At 59.6% G+C, this 16,055-nt stretch carries 12 protein-coding genes, 1 other RNA gene and 1 pseudogene; 9 read left to right on the top strand and 5 right to left on the bottom strand.

The window, feature by feature from the left end; all coding sequences use genetic code 11:
* Positions 1-283 precede the first annotated feature (283 nt).
* Both DY250_RS03100 and DY250_RS03095 read right to left on the bottom strand, forming a co-directional pair.
* On the bottom strand, positions 284-1,552 hold the full coding sequence (locus tag DY250_RS03100) for a tetratricopeptide repeat protein (RefSeq protein ID WP_115610870.1): 1,269 nt from the start codon (positions 1,550-1,552) through the stop codon (positions 284-286).
* Positions 1,553-1,613: 61 nt separating this feature from the next.
* Positions 1,614-2,003, bottom strand: a complete 390-nt coding sequence (locus tag DY250_RS03095; RefSeq protein WP_115610869.1) for a hypothetical protein — start codon at positions 2,001-2,003, stop codon at positions 1,614-1,616.
* A 219-nt stretch (positions 2,004-2,222) separates the two neighbouring features.
* On the opposite strand from DY250_RS03095, the gene DY250_RS03090 reads away from it, so the two are divergent.
* The 4 genes and pseudogenes from DY250_RS03090 (at position 2,223) to DY250_RS03075 (ending at position 6,145) form a co-directional block, all read left to right on the top strand.
* Entirely contained in the window at positions 2,223-2,960 is a 738-nt protein-coding gene (locus tag DY250_RS03090; protein WP_245951007.1) for an SCO family protein, read from the top strand.
* Positions 2,957-3,490, top strand: coding sequence for a TlpA disulfide reductase family protein (locus DY250_RS03085; RefSeq protein ID WP_115610867.1), 534 nt, complete (start codon positions 2,957-2,959; stop codon positions 3,488-3,490). Before DY250_RS03090 ends, DY250_RS03085 begins: the two co-directional genes overlap by 4 nt.
* A complete protein-coding gene (locus tag DY250_RS03080) occupies positions 3,487-4,653 on the top strand; it encodes a YncE family protein (protein ID WP_115610866.1) in 1,167 nt (388 codons plus the stop codon). The genes DY250_RS03085 and DY250_RS03080 overlap by 4 nt, the downstream gene beginning before the upstream one ends.
* Before the next feature lie 256 nt (positions 4,654-4,909).
* Positions 4,910-6,145 (top strand): annotated as a pseudogene (locus DY250_RS03075) (Zn-dependent hydrolase).
* A 684-nt stretch (positions 6,146-6,829) separates the two neighbouring features.
* On the opposite strand, the gene DY250_RS03070 reads toward DY250_RS03075, so the two are convergent.
* The gene (locus DY250_RS03070; RefSeq protein WP_115610865.1) at positions 6,830-7,291 is read right to left on the bottom strand and encodes an Lrp/AsnC family transcriptional regulator; all 462 of its coding nucleotides are present in this window, start codon (positions 7,289-7,291) and stop codon (positions 6,830-6,832) included.
* Positions 7,292-7,447: 156 nt separating this feature from the next.
* Between DY250_RS03070 and dpaL the strand changes: the two genes are divergently transcribed.
* From dpaL to DY250_RS03045, 5 genes are all read left to right on the top strand, one after another.
* Positions 7,448-8,641: a diaminopropionate ammonia-lyase gene (gene dpaL / locus DY250_RS03065; protein ID WP_376799540.1), complete on the top strand. Its 1,194-nt coding sequence runs from the start codon at positions 7,448-7,450 to the stop codon at positions 8,639-8,641.
* Between the two features lie 22 nt (positions 8,642-8,663).
* Positions 8,664-9,827: a M20 aminoacylase family protein gene (locus DY250_RS03060; RefSeq protein WP_115610863.1), complete on the top strand. Its 1,164-nt coding sequence runs from the start codon at positions 8,664-8,666 to the stop codon at positions 9,825-9,827.
* A 183-nt stretch (positions 9,828-10,010) separates the two neighbouring features.
* Positions 10,011-11,405 carry an alanine/glycine:cation symporter family protein gene (locus DY250_RS03055; protein WP_115610862.1) on the top strand — a complete coding sequence of 465 codons (1,395 nt, stop codon included), beginning with the start codon at positions 10,011-10,013 and terminating at the stop codon, positions 11,403-11,405.
* Between the two features lie 78 nt (positions 11,406-11,483).
* The gene (locus tag DY250_RS03050; protein WP_115610861.1) at positions 11,484-11,873 is read left to right on the top strand and encodes a RidA family protein; all 390 of its coding nucleotides are present in this window, start codon (positions 11,484-11,486) and stop codon (positions 11,871-11,873) included.
* 251 nt (positions 11,874-12,124) lie between these two features.
* A complete protein-coding gene (locus DY250_RS03045) occupies positions 12,125-12,895 on the top strand; it encodes a formate/nitrite transporter family protein (RefSeq protein ID WP_115610860.1) in 771 nt (256 codons plus the stop codon).
* 282 nt (positions 12,896-13,177) lie between these two features.
* On the opposite strand, the gene ssrS is transcribed toward DY250_RS03045, so the two are convergent.
* Together ssrS and DY250_RS03035 are read right to left on the bottom strand one after the other, a co-directional pair.
* Positions 13,178-13,360: non-coding RNA, 6S RNA (gene ssrS, locus DY250_RS03040), on the bottom strand.
* Between the two features lie 141 nt (positions 13,361-13,501).
* Entirely contained in the window at positions 13,502-15,964 is a 2,463-nt protein-coding gene (locus tag DY250_RS03035; RefSeq protein WP_115610859.1) for a PEP/pyruvate-binding domain-containing protein, read from the bottom strand.
* Positions 15,965-16,055 lie beyond the last annotated feature (91 nt).

Genomic DNA, 16,055 nt, shown 5'->3' with positions numbered 1-16,055 from the left:
AGCGGCGTCGTTACTGGGCCCGTCAAGCGGTATAAATACTGGGCTCGCCGAGCGGCATCGTTGCGAGGCTTTTTGTCGTGTACGAATACGAAGGGCTGTGCATCAAAAAGCCCCGGCAGGCGGGGCTTTACCCGCTGGCAGCCTGTTCGAGCAGTTGCTGCGTGGCGTCGTCGAGGGGCAGGGTGATGTGGGACATGGTCGTTATCCGTGGTGGAAGTGATGCCGAGATTATGGTGCTTGCCCGCGAAGCCGGTATTTACGCCGCTTGGCGGGCAACCAGTGCCTATTTGTGGGAATTCGGGAGGACCCATTTCCGGCATCCTTCCGGTATCGGAGGGAGTGAGATGTATAGGCGCGATGCCATGGGCGACTCTTCGCAAGCTTTCAAATAGCGGGTGCGGGTGCCGTCATCCAGAAGCGGCTCAGCGAGGCGGCACCATTCGCGGCGCACTTTATCGTGGGCGGGGACGTTGTAGGGGTAGCAGGGCCATGCCGTCCACGCGCGGGCAAGATATTCATTTGCCATCCGGTGGCGGATAGCATTGTCCCAATGGCGATAGGCGGCGGCATGGTTGCCGGCGTCGTAATCCATGCTGCCAAGCAGCATCCGGACGGTATCGTCATAGTCAGCCTTGACGGATTTTTCCCAGTAGTAGCGGGCAGCGGCGTAACGCCCCTGCCGGTAGTACCAGTCGCCGGTCTTGATGCAGCTTGGGCCGCCCCAGATCTCGCAATGTCTAATCAGGTTTGCGCGTGGCGGGGTGGGATCGCCATCCGTCTTTGCCTGTGCGACGGCGAGGCGGGCGAGCCAGCGGGCGGTGGTGCGTGCGGCGGGGCTGTCAGACGATTGTTGCAGATAGAGGTAGCGCAGATAGTTTTCTGCAACGCTATCGCCGCGCGCAGCAGCTTTTTCCAGCCAGTGCCGCGCGGCAAAAGTGTGCGGCGGGCTGAGACTGAGGTAGTGCAGGCCGAGGCGGGTCATCGCGGCGGTACTACCGTTTGCTGCTGCCCGACGGTAATCCGCCAGCGCACGGGCGGCGTCGCCTGTCTGTTCTTCCTGCGAGGCGAGCAGCCATAAGGCAGTGGGATCGCCTGCAGCAGCAGCGGCATCCAGCATAGCGGGGTCATCAACAGCGAGGCGTAGACGAGCGCGATTGTCGCCAACGGCGGCAGCACGCTGCCAATGCTCGCGAGCACGGCTGGGATCATGCGGAAAACCGCTGCGTCCGCTCTCGTACAAATCGCCCAGCAGGACGTCAGCAGCGCTGATGCCGCTTGCGGCGGCGTAGTCCAGCAATTCGTGCAGATTGCGGGTCACGCCGTCGCCATAGTTGAGGATGGCGAGGTTGTACACGAGGGCGGGGTCGCCGCCGATGCTGGCAGACTCACCGTCGTGGCCGATCGCCTCCTGATACCAGTAACGCGCTTCGGCGATGTGGCCGGCGGCCAGCGCCAGTTCTGCCTGATGACGTGCGACATCGGCAGAGGATGGCTGGACTTCCTTGGCATTGACGGATGCGATGGCGATGAAGAAGGCGAGCAGGAAGGGCATGGCAGCGGGTTCGCCGTTGATATAAAAAAGCCCCGGCAGGTGGGGCTTTGCTCATGAGCGCTTATTTCCGTTCATCCAGAAAGACGACTTCTATCTGCGTCTTGCCGCCTTCCGGCAGGAGGACGTAATTGACGCTGTATTCCAGCTCGTCGCCGTTCATCTTCTTGTATTCGAATTTGGCGCTGTCTTCGCCGACTTCGTTCGCCGCCTCGGTCCAGCCGCGTTCCTGTGCTTTGGCCTGAATGTCGGCGGCAATATCGGCGAGTTTACCGCTGCTTTGTACGGTGAAATCAACGCCGCCGGTTTCGTCATCCGCGCCTTCAATGAAGGTCACGCCAGCGGGAATGTAGGCATCTTTCGGCAGGTCTTGCAGCGCTTTCAGCGGCACTTCGGCAAAAGCAGCTCCGGCGGTGAGGGCGGCGGCAAGTGTGGCGAGCAGGGTTTTTCTCATGGTTGTCTCCTTAGTGGGGGATTGAGGCGGCGCATCTTAGCGGATTCGCGGCGATGCGTCCTTTACGCTTGGTTAGGATTGGCGCCGCGCGGCATCCGCCTGCCGGGTCAACCACGCGCTTTCACCGCAGCATGACAAAGCGGCAGGATTGCCCGCGCAAGCGGTAAAGTATGCGCCCATCCCGCTATAATGCGGGTAGTTTTTCAACCGGAGTCAGCCATGACCTACCCGCTTCGTTCCCTCCTCGCCGCTACCCTCTTCACCGCCCTCACCACCCCTGTCACACTGGCGGAACAAGCTGCCCCTGCAGCTGCCCCGGAAACCACCACCCCTGCCGCCACCTCAGAAACCACTGCTTCTGCCGCTACCACGGAAATGGCTGCCGATGCGGTGCCAACCGGTACCGCCGTGCCGACCGCGCCGCCCGTCATCGGCGATACCTACCACTTCGCCCTGACCGGCCCGGAAGACAAACCCGTGACCGATGCCGATGCGCCTTTTGCCGACAAATACCTGCTGCTCGCCTTCGGCTTCACCTCCTGCCCGGACGTCTGCCCGACGACCTTGTACGAATTCGGTGAAATGCTGAAAAAGGTGAAAGAGCCGGACGTCATCCAGCCCGTGTTCATCAGCATTGACCCGCTGCGTGACAATTCAAAAGTGCTCAACCAGTACACCAATTATTTCAGCCCGCGCATCATCGGCCTCACCGGCGACATGCCGACCATTGAGGCAACCGCCAAGCGCTTCAATGCCACCTTCGGCTACCGCCACAAAGGCAAAAAAGTGACCCCGCCCGACCTGCCCCAGGGCTACACCGTCTATCACAGCACCATGATTTACCTGCTCTCGCCGAAGCGCGAAATGATCGACGTCTTCGACTACCAAAGTGGCGCAGACAAACTCGCGCGCGACATTGAAAAAGCCATCGCCAAAGACCGGGGGGACAAGGCATGAAAACCCGTCACGCCCTTGCTGCCCTGCTGCTCGCCGCTACGGCGGCGCTGGCGGGGCCAGCGGTTATCCTGCCCATGAACCCGCCCAAAGCCGAATGCACCCCGCCGGAAGGTTTCCTGCCTGCCTCCGCTGCTACCCCGCTGGGCGAACTCATCAAATATGACGGCAAGCACAAAGTAGCGCTGCTTAACGTCTGGGCGCTGTGGTGCACGCCCTGCCGCGCCGAACTGCCGCTGCTTGACCAGCTCGCGCAACGCGAAGACACGCCATTTGACATCATCACCCTCAACCTCGGCGATGATGCCGCGCAAATAGATGCCCTCTTCGCCGATCTGAAAATCAACAAACTGCCGCGCGATAACAGCGGTGACAGCAGCCTGCTGAAGAGACTCGGCGGCGTCGGCCTGCCGCTCTCCGCCTGGTATGTGGACGGCAAAATGGTCGCCAAATCCACCGGCGCCCTGCACGACGGCGACGCGCTTCTCGCCTATGCGCAGTGCCTCGCCAGGCAGGCAGGAGATACGCCATGAAGCGTCGTCACCTCGTTCTTGGCGGTGCAGCGCTGCTTGCCCGCCCGCTCTGGGCGCAAGATGCGCCTGAAACGCCCGCTGCCACGCCGGAAAGCCTCTATGATCCGACCCGCTACGTCTTCGTCGGCAGCAGCGGTATGCCGCAAGTCGCCGTCGTTGACCTCGAAGCCGGGCGGCAGACCGATACCATCCGCTTCCCCGTCGCCGTGCGCGTTCTCTCATCCAGCACCGACAAACCCTACCTTGCCGTCAGCGACCAGCTCCGCTACGCCATCGTCCTCTACGACCTCGAAAACCGCGACATGCGGGAAATCCCCATCCCCAGCCGCGCCATGCGCCTCGTCTTCGTGCCGGAGAGCAGCAAACTCGCCGTCGTCTTCGAAGACCGCATCGGCATGATCGATTACCGCAGCGGCGAAGTGAGCGTGCCGGAAAAAACCTTCCAGAACCTCTACACCCGCTTCTCCACCATCTTCAGCATCTACAGCCAGACCTTCTGGGTGCTGCAAGAAAACACCCCGCTGATTTACCAATACAGCTTCCTGAACCCGGAGGCGGGCTGGCAGACCATCGATATCGGTGAAACGCGTGGCTTGGGGCGCGGCGCACCGAGCTTTGAAGACCGCCTCATCGCCTTTAACACCTACTACGCCGACGAAGGCATCATCTACTTCGCCGACAGCGGCAAAATCATCAAAACCGGGCCGATGTACAAATCGCGCAAGCTGAACGAACCGCTCCTGGAGCCCTTCATCGACAACGGCATGCGTCACGTCATCTTTGGCGACACCAGCGGGCGGCTGCTCATCTACGAACTCGACAAAGGCGACGAACCGCAGCGCCTTGACCTCGGCTACCGCCCGCGCGTCTTCCGCACCGGCTGGCTGGACCGCTACCTTGTCGTCGGCGGCGACCGCCACCTCAGCATCCACCCCTTCGCTGACTTGAACAACCGCACCCAGCTCGATTTCGGCTACGACGAAGACGTGCTCGATATGTGGATCAGCGGCGACAGCAAAAAAGTGCTGTTCGGGCGGCAATACCAACCGCTGCTTGGCTGCTACGACCTGCAACACATGGAACGCCTGCCGGATATCCCGTTGACGGGCATCGTCCAGCCGAACTTCATCCGTATGAGCAGCACCAACAACGTCTGTTACTAAACCGCCGCTTGTGCCCAAGAAAAGCCCTTCCTCACGGAAGGGCTTTTTAACAACCCAGCAACCACGCCGCTTGGCGGCTATTCACACGGTGGGAATAACCAGGAACTGAAAAACCACGGTAAACCACTGAAACATCCACGTAAAACCCTGCCAGTAAACGCAAACCCGTTGCGTCATCCACAATAAAAACGCAGCCCTGCCGCAGGCCGCCTCCCTACACTGGGCTCACCCCAAACTAACCCCCACGAGGTGAAAAATGAGCGGAAAACTGCGCATCAACGGCAAACGACTGCTGGACAACCTTTTTGAACTCGGCAAACTCGGCGCCCTGCCCGGCGGCGACTGTTGCCGTCTCGCCGCGACCACCGAGGACAAACTCGGCCGTGATTACGTCGTCGGCAAAATGAAGGCGCTCGGCATGAGCATCCGTGTCGATGAAATCGGCAACGTTACCGGCGTCTATGCCGGTGAAACCGACCTGCCGCCGGTCATGATCGGCTCGCACATCGACACCGGCGGCACCGGCGGCCTCTATGACGGCAACTACGGCGTCCTCTCCGGCCTTGAAGTCGTCGCCACCCTGAAAGACGCCGGCATCCGCCCGCACCGCCCGGTCGCCGTCACCTTCCTCACCAACGAATAAGGCGTGCGCTTCCAGCCGGACATGATGGGCAGCGTCGTCTGGTCGAAACAGTACCCGCTTGCGGACGTGCTCGCCGCCAAAGACCTGGACGGTATCAGCGTCGGCGAAGCCCTTGCCACCATCGGCTACAAGGGCGAGGCGAAAACGGGCGATTTCGCGGTGGACAGCTACCTTGAGCTGCACATCGAGCAGGGGCCGATTCTCGACAAAGACAAGATCAACATCGGCGTCGTTACCGGCGTGCAGGGCATTTCCTGGAACGAATACACCATCAAGGGCGTGACCAACCACGCCGGCACCACGCCGATGAGCATGCGCCACGACGCCGGACTGGTCGCAACGAAAATCACCACCTACGCGCGTGAAATCAGCAAAACCCCCGGCGGCAACCAGGTCGCGATCGTCGGCTATATCGACTTCAAACCGAACCTGATCAACGTCATCCCCGACCATGCCGTCGGCACCATTGACCTGCGCAACACCGACAACGAGCTGCTGAAACAGGCGGAAAAGATGCTGCACGACTACGCCCTCGCCGCCGCTAAGGAAGAAGGCACGGAAATCAGCTACCGCTCGCTGGTGCGCTTCAACCCGGTCGTCTTCGCCGCAGAAATCGTTGGCGCAGTGGAAGCGGAGGCAAAAGCGCAAGGCTTCAGCAACCGCCACATGCCGAGCGGCGCAGGCCACGATGTGCAATTCATGGCAGGTGTCTGCCCGGCGGGGATGATCTTCGTGCCCTGCAAGGACGGCATCAGCCACAACGTCACGGAATACAGCGCCCCGGAAGATCTGGAAAACGGCGCTAACGTGCTGCCGAACGTGGTCTATGTCCGCGCGATGCGGCAATGACACGTCACCGCCCGGTAAGCCCGCCACGTGCGGGCTTTTTTTTGCAGAGAACGCGTGGTGTTATCCCGCTTGGCGGGCCCAGCAATGACGACGCTTGGCGGCTTCAGCCCGCCGCAAAAACGCTTTCACCCCCTCAATGGCGGGCCAAAGTCCGTCCTACGCAAGAGCCCAGTAACCACGCCGCTTGGCGAGGCCAGTGTTTTCACCGCTTGACGGGGTCCAGTATTTACGCCGCTTGGCGGCTTCCCAAAACGTAGGGCGGGCTTCAGCCCGCCGCAAAAATACTTTCACTTCCTTGATGGCGGGCTAAAGCCTGCCCTACGCAAGAGCCCAGTAACCGCGCCACTTGGCGAGGCCAGTGTTTTCACCGCTTGATGGGGTCCAGTATTTACGCCGCTTGGCAGCTTCCCAAAACGTAGGGCGGGCTTCAGCCCGCCGCAAAAATACTTTCACTTCCTTAATGGCGGGCTAAAGCCCGCCCTACGCAAGAGCCCAGTAACCACGCCGCTTGGCGAGGCCAGTGTTTTCACCGCTTGACGGGGTCCAGTATTTACGCCGCTTGGCGGCTTCCCAAAACGTAGGGCGGGCTTCAGCCCGCCGCAAAAACGCTTTCACTCCCTCAATGACGGGCCAAAGTCCGCCCTACGCAAGAGCCCAGTAACCGCGCCGCTTGGCGGCCACCTATCAATCCGCCAGCACGCTCAATCCCTGTTTCACCTGCTGCATCGCAACCAGGGTGCGGAAGTGTTTGAGGTTATCGGAGGCGAAAAAGAGTTCCTGCGTGAGCGCCTCGTATTCCGCCATGTCGCGCACCACGAAAATCAGCAGGAAATCAAACTCGCCGGTAACGTAATACACCTGCTGCACCTGCAGGCATTCGCTGAAACACCGTTTTGCCTCGCGCAGCAAATCGAGGCGCTCGTTGGCAAGCGCCACTTCAGCAATCACCGTAATCGGCCGGCCGATTTTCGCCGCATCCACCACGACGACGCTGCCTTTAATCACCCCTTCTTTTTCCATCGCGGCGATGCGGCGGTTGATGGCGGAGGCGGACAGATTCACTTTTTCCGCCAGATCGCGCTGGGCGATGCGGTTGTCCTCCTGCAAGTACTGCAAGATTTTCTTGTCGAAGGCATCGAGTTTCATGTTGGTCTCCGGGGCTGTGCAACTATGTTGCGATATTAACCCAAAAACACATCAAAACCGCAATAATCCCCATAAAACTGCGGCAAAACACCGTTGGAAGTGCCGATAATGCCTTCATCCCGCCTCAAACATGATAAGGAAAAGCAGATGAACGACATGATTCTTTACCAGGCCAATACGATGAAGAAAGCGCGCGGACAAGGTGCCGGGACTGACATCGTCAACGCCGCTGCTGCCGCCACCGCGCACCGTTTCCACCAGAAATTCGCCAACTATGCGCCGACCGCGCTGCTTGCCCTGCCGCATCTCGCGCACAAGCTGGATCTTGCTTCCATCCACGTCAAGAACGAGGCGGAACGCTTCGGCCTCAACGCTTTCAAGAGTCTCGGCGGTTCTTACGCCATCGGCCGCTATCTGGCGCAGCGGCTGGGGCGCGACATCCATGATCTCAGCTTCGCCGAACTCGCTTCGCCGGAAGTGAAAGCGCAACTGGGCGACCTCACCTTCATCACCGCCACCGACGGCAACCACGGGCGTGGCATCGCCTGGGCGGCGGAACAGCTCGGCATGAAAGCGGTGGTACTGATGCCGCACGGTTCCTCGCCAGTGCGTGCGGAAAATATCCGCAAACACGGCGCGCTGTGCACCATCACGGAATTCAACTACGACGACGCCGTACGCGAAGCAAACCGCCTTGCCGAAGTCAACGGCTGGGTGATGGTGCAGGACACCGCCTGGGACGGCTACGAAGAAATCCCGACCTGGATCATGCAGGGCTACCTCACCCTCGCCCACGAAACTGCCGCGCAACTGCCCGCCGCACCGACCCACCTCATCCTGCAAGCGGGCGTCGGCTCCTTCGCGGGCGCCATCGCCGGTTACTTCGTCTCGACGATGGCGGACAGTCCGCCCACCATCATCATCACCGAGCCGCATCAGGCGCACTGCCTCTACCGGTCCGCCGTGGCAGCCGACGGCAAAACGCACAACGTCAGCGGCGCCATGCAGACCATCATGGCGGGGCTGGCCTGCGGCGAGCCGAACATCATCAGCTGGCCTATTCTGCGCGATTACGCCGCCGCCTTCATCTCCGCCGACGACCACCTCGCTGCAAACGGCATGCGCATTGCCGCCGCGCCGCGCCCCGGCACCGATCCGGCCTTCACCTCCGGTGAATCCGGCGCGATCGGCCTGGGGCTGCTCTATGAATTAAAAACCTGTCCGCAATATCAGGCGATTTGCCGCGACTTGGCGCTGGATGATCAAGCGAGGGTATTGCTCATCAGCACCGAAGGCGATACTTCGCCGGACATTTACGAAGCAATCGTTTGGCAAGGTCGCAATCATTAACCCAACCCAAGAGGAACGAACCATGAACGAGAAAGCACTGCATCAGCAAATGATCGAATGGCGTCATTATCTGCACCAGCATCCGGAAAGTGCCTTTGAAGAAGAGAACACAGCGCGCTTCGTTGCCGACAGGCTGGAAGCGCTGGGGCTGACCGTGCACCGCAACATCGGCAAAACCGGTGTCGTCGGCGTGCTGAAATGCGGCGACGGCAAAAGGGTTATCGGCATCCGTGCCGATATGGACTGTCTGCAAATGGTCGAACAGGGCGATGTCCCCTACAAATCGCAGACCGAAAACCGCATGCACGCCTGCGGCCACGACGGTCACACCTCAATGGTGCTCGGTGCTGCGCACCTGCTGGCAGCACGCAAGAACTTCAACGGCACTGTTTGTTTTGTCTTCCAGCCCGCTGAAGAACCCGGCAAGGGCGCGCAGGCAATGCTAGATGACGGTTTCATTGAGCGCTTCGGCATCGAAGAAATCTACGGCCTGCACAATATGCCGGGTATGCGCACCGGCACAATCTCTACCCGCGTCGGCGGCATCATGGGCAGCGAAGACAACTTCATCATCCGCATCAAGGGGCAGGGTTCACACGCCGCCCGCCCGCATATGAGCCGCGATCCGATGGTGATTGCAGCAGAAATCATCCTCGCCCTGCAAACCATCGTCTCGCGCAACATTGACCCAAGCATCCCCATCGTTATTTCCTGTACCGAACTGCATACCGACGGCATCCGCAACGCCATCCCGACCCATATCGAAATCAAGGGCGATACCCGTAGCTATGCGCCGGAAACGCAGCGGATGATTGAAGAACGGATGCGCAGCATTTGTGAGCATATCTGTGTGATGAACGGCGCCGAATGCGAATTTATCTATACCCATGAATTTGCGCCAACCGTAAATTGGGAAGCCTGCGTCAATACCGCATTGCAGGCGGCGAACAACACCGTCAGCGCGGAAAACGTTGATGGCAACGTCCAGCAAATGATGATTTCCGAAGATTTCGGCACCTTCCTGCAAAAGATACCCGGCTGTTTCGTCTTTTTGGGTAACGGCACTGAGGAAGAAGGCATTGGCTACCTGCCGCTTCACAATGCCAAATACGATTTCAACGACAATATTCTGCTGACTGGCGCTGAATATTTTGCTGAATTAATCCGCATCCGTCTGCCGCAATAAAAAATTGGCCGCCCGTAGTGGCGGCCCATTCCTGAAGGCCTTTGCCATCGCTGTTTCTTTTTTACCTTAAGAAACGGCAGTGTTTTTGCACGCCAAAAATAGGGAGAAGCCAATAAAAAATGATGCACATCCCTTACCAAAAACATTCGCTGCTTCTTATCCTTCATTACTATCGAGGTCATTATGGAACTCTTGAAAACCATTAACGGCATCTTTTGGGGCTGGCTGGTCGCAGGACTGCTGCTCGGTACCGGTATTTTTTTCGCCTTCCGCCTCTCCTTCCCGCAAATCCGCTATTTCCCCAAACTCTTCGGCGCACTCATGCACAACCGCAAAGCGGACGACGGCAAAGGTGTATCCGGCTTCGGCGCCCTTTGCGCGGCACTGAGCAGCCAGCTCGGCACCGGCAGCCTCGTCGGCGTCGCGACTGCGCTGGCCTCCGGCGGCCCCGGTGCCATCTTCTGGATGTGGGTCACGGCTCTACTCGGCATGGGCATCAGCTTCAGCGAAGCTATCCTCGCCATCCTCTTCCGTGAAAGCAACGGCGACGGCACCTATCGCGGCGGCCCCGCCTACTACATGTCGCGCGGCCTCCACTGCCGCCCGCTCGCCATCGCCTTCTCCCTCAGCATGATCATCGGCATGGGTTTCTTCTACACCATGGTGCAGGGCAATTCCGTCATCCTCGCCACCAAAACCGTCATCAACGTCCACCCTGTCCTCATCGGCCTGGTGCTCGTCTCTCTCGTCGCCATCATCGTCTTTGGCGGCGTCAAGCGCATCAGCGAATTTGCCTCGCTCTTCGTGCCCTTCCTTGCCGTGACCTACCTCCTCCTCTCCCTGTTCATCATCCTGGGCAACCTCGAAAAAATCCCGGAAGTGCTGGCACTCATCGTGAAATCCGCCTTCAGCTTCGACTCAGCCGCCGGCGGCGTCGCGGGCTACACCATCTTCACCGCCTTCCGCTACGGCGTGGCGCGCGGTCTCTTCTCCAACGACGCCGGTAACGGCACCGCGCCCAGCATGCACGCCACTGCCAACGTCGAACATCCCGTGCTGCAAGGCTTTTCCGCCATGTTCGGCACCTTCTTCACCACCGTCATCATCTGCAGCTGCACCGCTTTTACCATCCTGCTCACCGGCGCACTCGACAGCGGCGAAACCGGCATCGAACTGACCCAGCGCGCCTTCAACCTCGGCATCGGCGATTGGGGCAAATACGTTGTCTTTGTCGCCATGCTGATGTTCGGCTTCAAATCCGTCATTGCCGACATGTATTACGGCGAAGTCAACCTGCGCTGGATAAACAACAATCCACATATCGTCCTCGCTTACCGCCTCTTCTGCTGCGCACTGGTAACCATCTGCGGACTAATTCCCGTGACCACCCTGTGGGAATTAATCGATTTCGCCTCGGCATTGCTGATAATCTTTAACGTACCGGCCTTGCTATTACTGTCCAAATACGTCCTCTTTACCCTGCGCGATTTCGCCGCACAAAAGAAAAAAGGCATCGAAAACCCACACTGGGATTACCAAAGCGATATCGTTTCCCGCTATGCCGGCGAGACAAAATAATCCTGACAACATGCCGTGTTACCATACGCGCGGCAATTTCCCTGCCATGCATTTCCTTTCAACATACGGAGATTACCCATGCAGAAAGTCATTCATACCGACAAAGCCCCCGCCGCTATCGGCCCCTATGTGCAAGCGATGGATCTGGGCAACCTCGTCATCACCTCGGGGCAAATCCCCGTCAACCCGGCAACCGGCGAAATGCCCGCCGACATCAAGGCGCAAACCCGCCAATCGCTGGATAACATCAAGGCCATCATTGAGCAGGCCGGCTTGCAGGTAGGCAATATCGTGAAAACCACCGTCTTCGTGAAAGACCTCAACCACTTCGCCGACGTGAACAGCGTCTATGAAGCGTTTTTCACCGAATTCGGCGGTGGTGTCTTCCCGGCGCGCTCCTGCGTGGAAGTCGCCCGCCTGCCGAAAGATGCGGGGGTGGAGATAGAAGTGATAGCGGTCAGGCCGTAATCGCGATGACGGCGACAGGGCGGGATTTCCCGCCCTTTTTGCTGCCCTCATCGTGACGAATCCAGTATTAATGCCGCTTGGCGGGCTCAGCATTTACGCCGCTTGGCGAAATGCTGTCGTGCACAAAGGGGATGCTCCCCCATCTTTTTATCGCTTGCAACTTCCCGGTCAGGCGCTCTTGTAAAATAGGCGACGCTTTCCAGATGGAAAACCATTTTTTCATTCATTTTCAATCGATAAAGGAGATTCTCATGGCCGGCGCCAGCCTCGAACCCAAACAAATCCTTGCGTACAGCGCCGACAAGGGCACGGCGAAAGCGGAAAATCGTTTTGACCGTCCCGCCGTCCTCGGCTTTCTCGGCGGTGCTTTCATTTCGGTGGGCTATCTCGCCTATATCCGCATCGTCGCTGCCATGCCGCACGAACTCGCCGGTCTCGGCAAACTGCTCGGTGCTGCCGTTTTCCCCGTTGGCCTCGTCTGCATCCTCCTCGGCGGCGGCGAACTTATCACCGGCAACATGATGGCGCTGCCTGTCGCCTGGCTGCAAAAGCGCATCAAGCTGCGGCAGTGGGCGCGCAACTGGCTCATCGTCACCGCGACCAACGTCCTGGGCGCCTTCTTCGTTGCCTGGTTTTTCGGCCACTACGTCGGCCTGACCGAAGGCGCGGCGCTGGCGGAAACCGTCGCTGTCGCTCACGGCAAAACAGACGTCAGCTTCGGCCAGGCGGTGGTATCGGGCATCGGCTGCAACTGGCTGGTGTGCATGGGGCTGTGGCTGTGCTACGGCGCGGACACGTTCAGCGGCAAAATCCTCGGCTGCTGGTTCCCGGTGATGGTATTCGTCGCCATCGGCTTCCAGCACGTCGTGGCCAATATGTTTGTCATCCCGGCAGCGATTTGGGGCGGCGGCGATATCACCTGGGCGCAGTTCGCGGAGAACATGGTCTCCGTCTATCTCGGCAATGTCCTGGGCGGCGCGGTCATGGTCGGCGCGCTTTATCATCTCGCCTACCGCGATTGAGCGACGACGGCACAAAAAAAGAGGGCGAACCGGAAGGTCCGCCCTCTTTTTTTGTGCTGCAACCGGAGGAAACCTCAGCTGCGTTTGACGAAGGAGAAAATATGACGCAAACAATACCCGTCATTCTTTTTTTTTGACAGGTATGCAGATACGTTTGTGGATTATGTAGCGGTAATTGGCAGAGCGCGGAAATTTGACGAAATCCGGAAAGTCTGATTGGCAAAACCGGTATTGCTCCTGATTTTTGCCCAATTCCTTTTCATGGAATTGCAGAAAAAAGAAAGCATAACCGCGATAGCCGCTTAACCTTATGCCCTTGAACCGCAGGGTTCAAGTGGGGGTCTTAACAAGCTTTCGGGCTTCTTGCTTGAAAACAAGCTTGCTCACCCAGTTGCGTCTGACCCCCAAGGCGAGATGTAATTAGGGTCAAGGGGTTTGTAGGAAACGCAAACTTCGCAGTTATGCTTTGCGGGTACTATAGCGCGAGGTTTTCACGCTGTAAAGCCGTTTTATCTGGAATTATCGGCTGTAAAAAAGACAATTTATCAATATATTGCGGAAAAGGATTTTTTTATCCGATTCCGCATTGTCAATATTGCCGCTTTTTTACAGGATGATGACCCGTCCCAGGCTGCCATCGATTTTCACCCGCTGGCCGTTCGTCAGGCGGTGGCAGGCATCGCGGATGCCCATCACCGCCGGGATGCCGAGTTCGCGCGCGGTCACGGCGCCGTGCGAGAGTGGGCCGCCGCTTTCGGTGATGACGCCGGCGGCGTGGTAGAAAAGCGGTGTCCAGGCAGGGTTGGTGGTGCGGGCGACAAGAATGGCGCCCTGCGGGAAGTCGGCGAATTGTGCCGGGTCGGTGATGATGAAGACTTCGCCGCTGATGCTGCCGGGGCTGCCGCCCAGTCCCTGCCAGCTGTTCGCGCTATCCGTCGCAGGTGCGCTGTCCGTGCCGTATTCCCAGGCCGGGGCGCGGGCGCAGGCGTCCTGATAGGCAGTTTTTTCACGCGCAGCGGTGGCGCGGAGGTTGTGGTAATCGCCGCTTGTTATGGCATGTTCGAGTTCGGCAGGCGGCAGGAAGAAGATGTCCATCGCCTCGTCCAGCGCGCCTTGTTTGACGAGGTGTTCGCCGACAGCGCGGGCGGCGCGGCGGAAGGGCAGGGTGAGGCGGGTTGTCTGGTAGTGTTCGATGTCATCCAGCGCGGTGTAGGTACGCGCCAGGCGGATGAGTTCTTGCAGGAAGAAGCGCAGTCCGACCGGCGCGCGCGCCAGCAGTTCGCGTTCGCTGGCGTACATGGCGCTTTTTTTATCCCAGTATTGGTCGTCGTGGGTGCTGTCGTCCTGGCTTGCCATCATCTGTATCTGGGTGAAGACGGTTTGCGGCGCTTCCAGCCAGGTAGGGTGGTAGGCGTCAAAATCGACTTCGCGGTGGCCGTGCTGAGTGAGGAAGCGGACAAAATCGTCGCGCACGTCAGGGTAGGCATCAAGCGCGGTGTTCAGGCTTTCGGCGTCGTGGTAGCGCGTATTGATGAGTTCGGGATGGGCACGCAGGCGGCGTGAGAGTTGCCACATGGCGCGGTTGACGGCACCGGTTTTGGTTTCGACGACGCTGATGAGGCGATCGAAGGTGTCTTGGGCACTGGCGGGTTCGAGCAGGTCAAGGACGTGACGCAGGACGCGGTAGAGCAGGGTTTGCGTGAGCGAGATGGCGATATTTGGCAGAAAGTAGGCAGTGCCGAGGTCGTTAATGTCTTGCAGGATGCGCCAGCTTTCGGCGAGGGTTTTGCCGGTGTAGTCGATAGCGTTGTAGCGACCGAGCTCGAGCAGGTAGTGGTCAAGGTCGTTCATCCAGCGGGTCGGCAGTTCGCTGATCCAGGTGTAGCGCGCAAGACCGCCGTTTTCGATGAAGGTGTTGAGGCTGGCGGTGTTGCGCAGCGGCGCGAGCGGCAATCGCCCGGCATAGACGCCCACAGCGTTCTGGTTGCCGTAGATATAGCCGTCTTTTTTGCTGAACCACGGGTCGTGCAGCGGCGGCAGCCCCATCAGCGCAAAGGAGTAGTTGAGCGACTGGTGGAAGCCTGCTGCGCAGAGTTCCCAGGTGAGCGGGGTGACGGGGTTGGGGAAGCGTTCGGCGGATTCATCCCGCGTCCAGCGCGGTGCGAAGCGGGTGATAGGGCGCGATTGCAGGAGGTAGAGCGAGCTGCCTTCGTAGGCCCATTCGATATCCTGCGGAAAGCCGAAGTGGGCTTCGGCCTGGCGCGCCAGTACGGCGATTTGCGCCGCCTGCACGGGTTTGATGACCGGACGTGTCTGCTGCACAGGCGGCAGGTCGATGGCGCCTGCGCGGGTGAGCGCCTGCGGTTTGGCGGCGATGCTCTGGCTGCTGACGCTGCCGTTTTTATCCACGCGGTATTCGTCCACCGGGGCTTCACCGGCGACGACGGTTTCGCCGAGGCCGAAGGCGGCATTGATGAGTACGGTGTTAAGGTCGCCGCGCACGGGGTCAATGGAGAAAGCGACGCCCGCCGCACTGTCTGCCGCCACATCCACCATTTGCTGGATGACAACCGCCATTGCCGCGCTTTCATGTGCCACACCGAGACGCTCGCGGTAAGGCAGGACTTCGGCATTCCACAAGCTGAGCCAGCATTGTTTGACGGCGGCAGCAAGGGCATCCACGCCATGCACGTTGAGCAGGGTGTCGTGCAAGCCGGCAAAGGCGGCGCCGGGCAGGTCTTCGGCGCTGCCGGAGGAGCGCACCGCAAAATAGCGTTCAGAATGGGCAGTTTGCAGGACGTTGAGTTGCGCGGTGAGCACGTCCGGCAGGGGTTGGGTGGCAAGGTAGGCGGTGATGGCGGCGCTTTGTGCCTGCGCGTCGCGGTTTGCGGCGAGCAGGGCGGCAACCTGCGCCTGATAGGGGACGAACCAAGCGCGATAAGCGTCGGTCGGCAGGATGACGCCGTCAGGTACGGGCAGTCCGGCCTGAGTGGCACGAGCAAGGCCAAAGCCTTTGCCACCAACGCGGGCGACATCAAGCGCTTCGGGGGCGGTGAATGCGAGCAGCATGGAGATGTCCTTATGGGTTGCGGATGAAGCGGGGATTATATAGCGGTGCTCCGGGAAAGCCGTGCCGATCAGGCGCTTTTGCCGAGAGTAT

This window comes from Cardiobacterium valvarum (assembly GCF_900460955.1).
GTDB lineage: Bacteria > Pseudomonadota > Gammaproteobacteria > Cardiobacteriales > Cardiobacteriaceae > Cardiobacterium > Cardiobacterium valvarum.
Note: the sequence above shows the minus strand (reverse complement) of the source record. Positions and strands in the feature narration are given on the sequence as shown.

Excerpts from the sequence above, each read along its gene's own strand:
- dpaL (WP_376799540.1), top strand. The coding sequence starts at position 7,448 with ATGATTCTTTACCAGGCCAATACGATGAAGAAAGCGCGCGGACAAGGT.
- DY250_RS03090 (WP_245951007.1), top strand. The coding sequence starts at position 2,223 with ATGACCTACCCGCTTCGTTCCCTCCTCGCCGCTACCCTCTTCACCGCC.
- DY250_RS03100 (WP_115610870.1), bottom strand. The coding sequence starts at position 1,552 with ATGCCCTTCCTGCTCGCCTTCTTCATCGCCATCGCATCCGTCAATGCC.
- DY250_RS03095 (WP_115610869.1), bottom strand. The coding sequence starts at position 2,003 with ATGAGAAAAACCCTGCTCGCCACACTTGCCGCCGCCCTCACCGCCGGA.
- DY250_RS03060 (WP_115610863.1), top strand. The coding sequence starts at position 8,664 with ATGAACGAGAAAGCACTGCATCAGCAAATGATCGAATGGCGTCATTAT.
- DY250_RS03070 (WP_115610865.1), bottom strand. The coding sequence starts at position 7,291 with ATGAAACTCGATGCCTTCGACAAGAAAATCTTGCAGTACTTGCAGGAG.
- DY250_RS03035 (WP_115610859.1), bottom strand. The coding sequence starts at position 15,964 with ATGCTGCTCGCATTCACCGCCCCCGAAGCGCTTGATGTCGCCCGCGTT.
- DY250_RS03085 (WP_115610867.1), top strand. The coding sequence starts at position 2,957 with ATGAAAACCCGTCACGCCCTTGCTGCCCTGCTGCTCGCCGCTACGGCG.
- DY250_RS03055 (WP_115610862.1), top strand. The coding sequence starts at position 10,011 with ATGGAACTCTTGAAAACCATTAACGGCATCTTTTGGGGCTGGCTGGTC.
- DY250_RS03080 (WP_115610866.1), top strand. The coding sequence starts at position 3,487 with ATGAAGCGTCGTCACCTCGTTCTTGGCGGTGCAGCGCTGCTTGCCCGC.
- DY250_RS03050 (WP_115610861.1), top strand. The coding sequence starts at position 11,484 with ATGCAGAAAGTCATTCATACCGACAAAGCCCCCGCCGCTATCGGCCCC.
- DY250_RS03045 (WP_115610860.1), top strand. The coding sequence starts at position 12,125 with ATGGCCGGCGCCAGCCTCGAACCCAAACAAATCCTTGCGTACAGCGCC.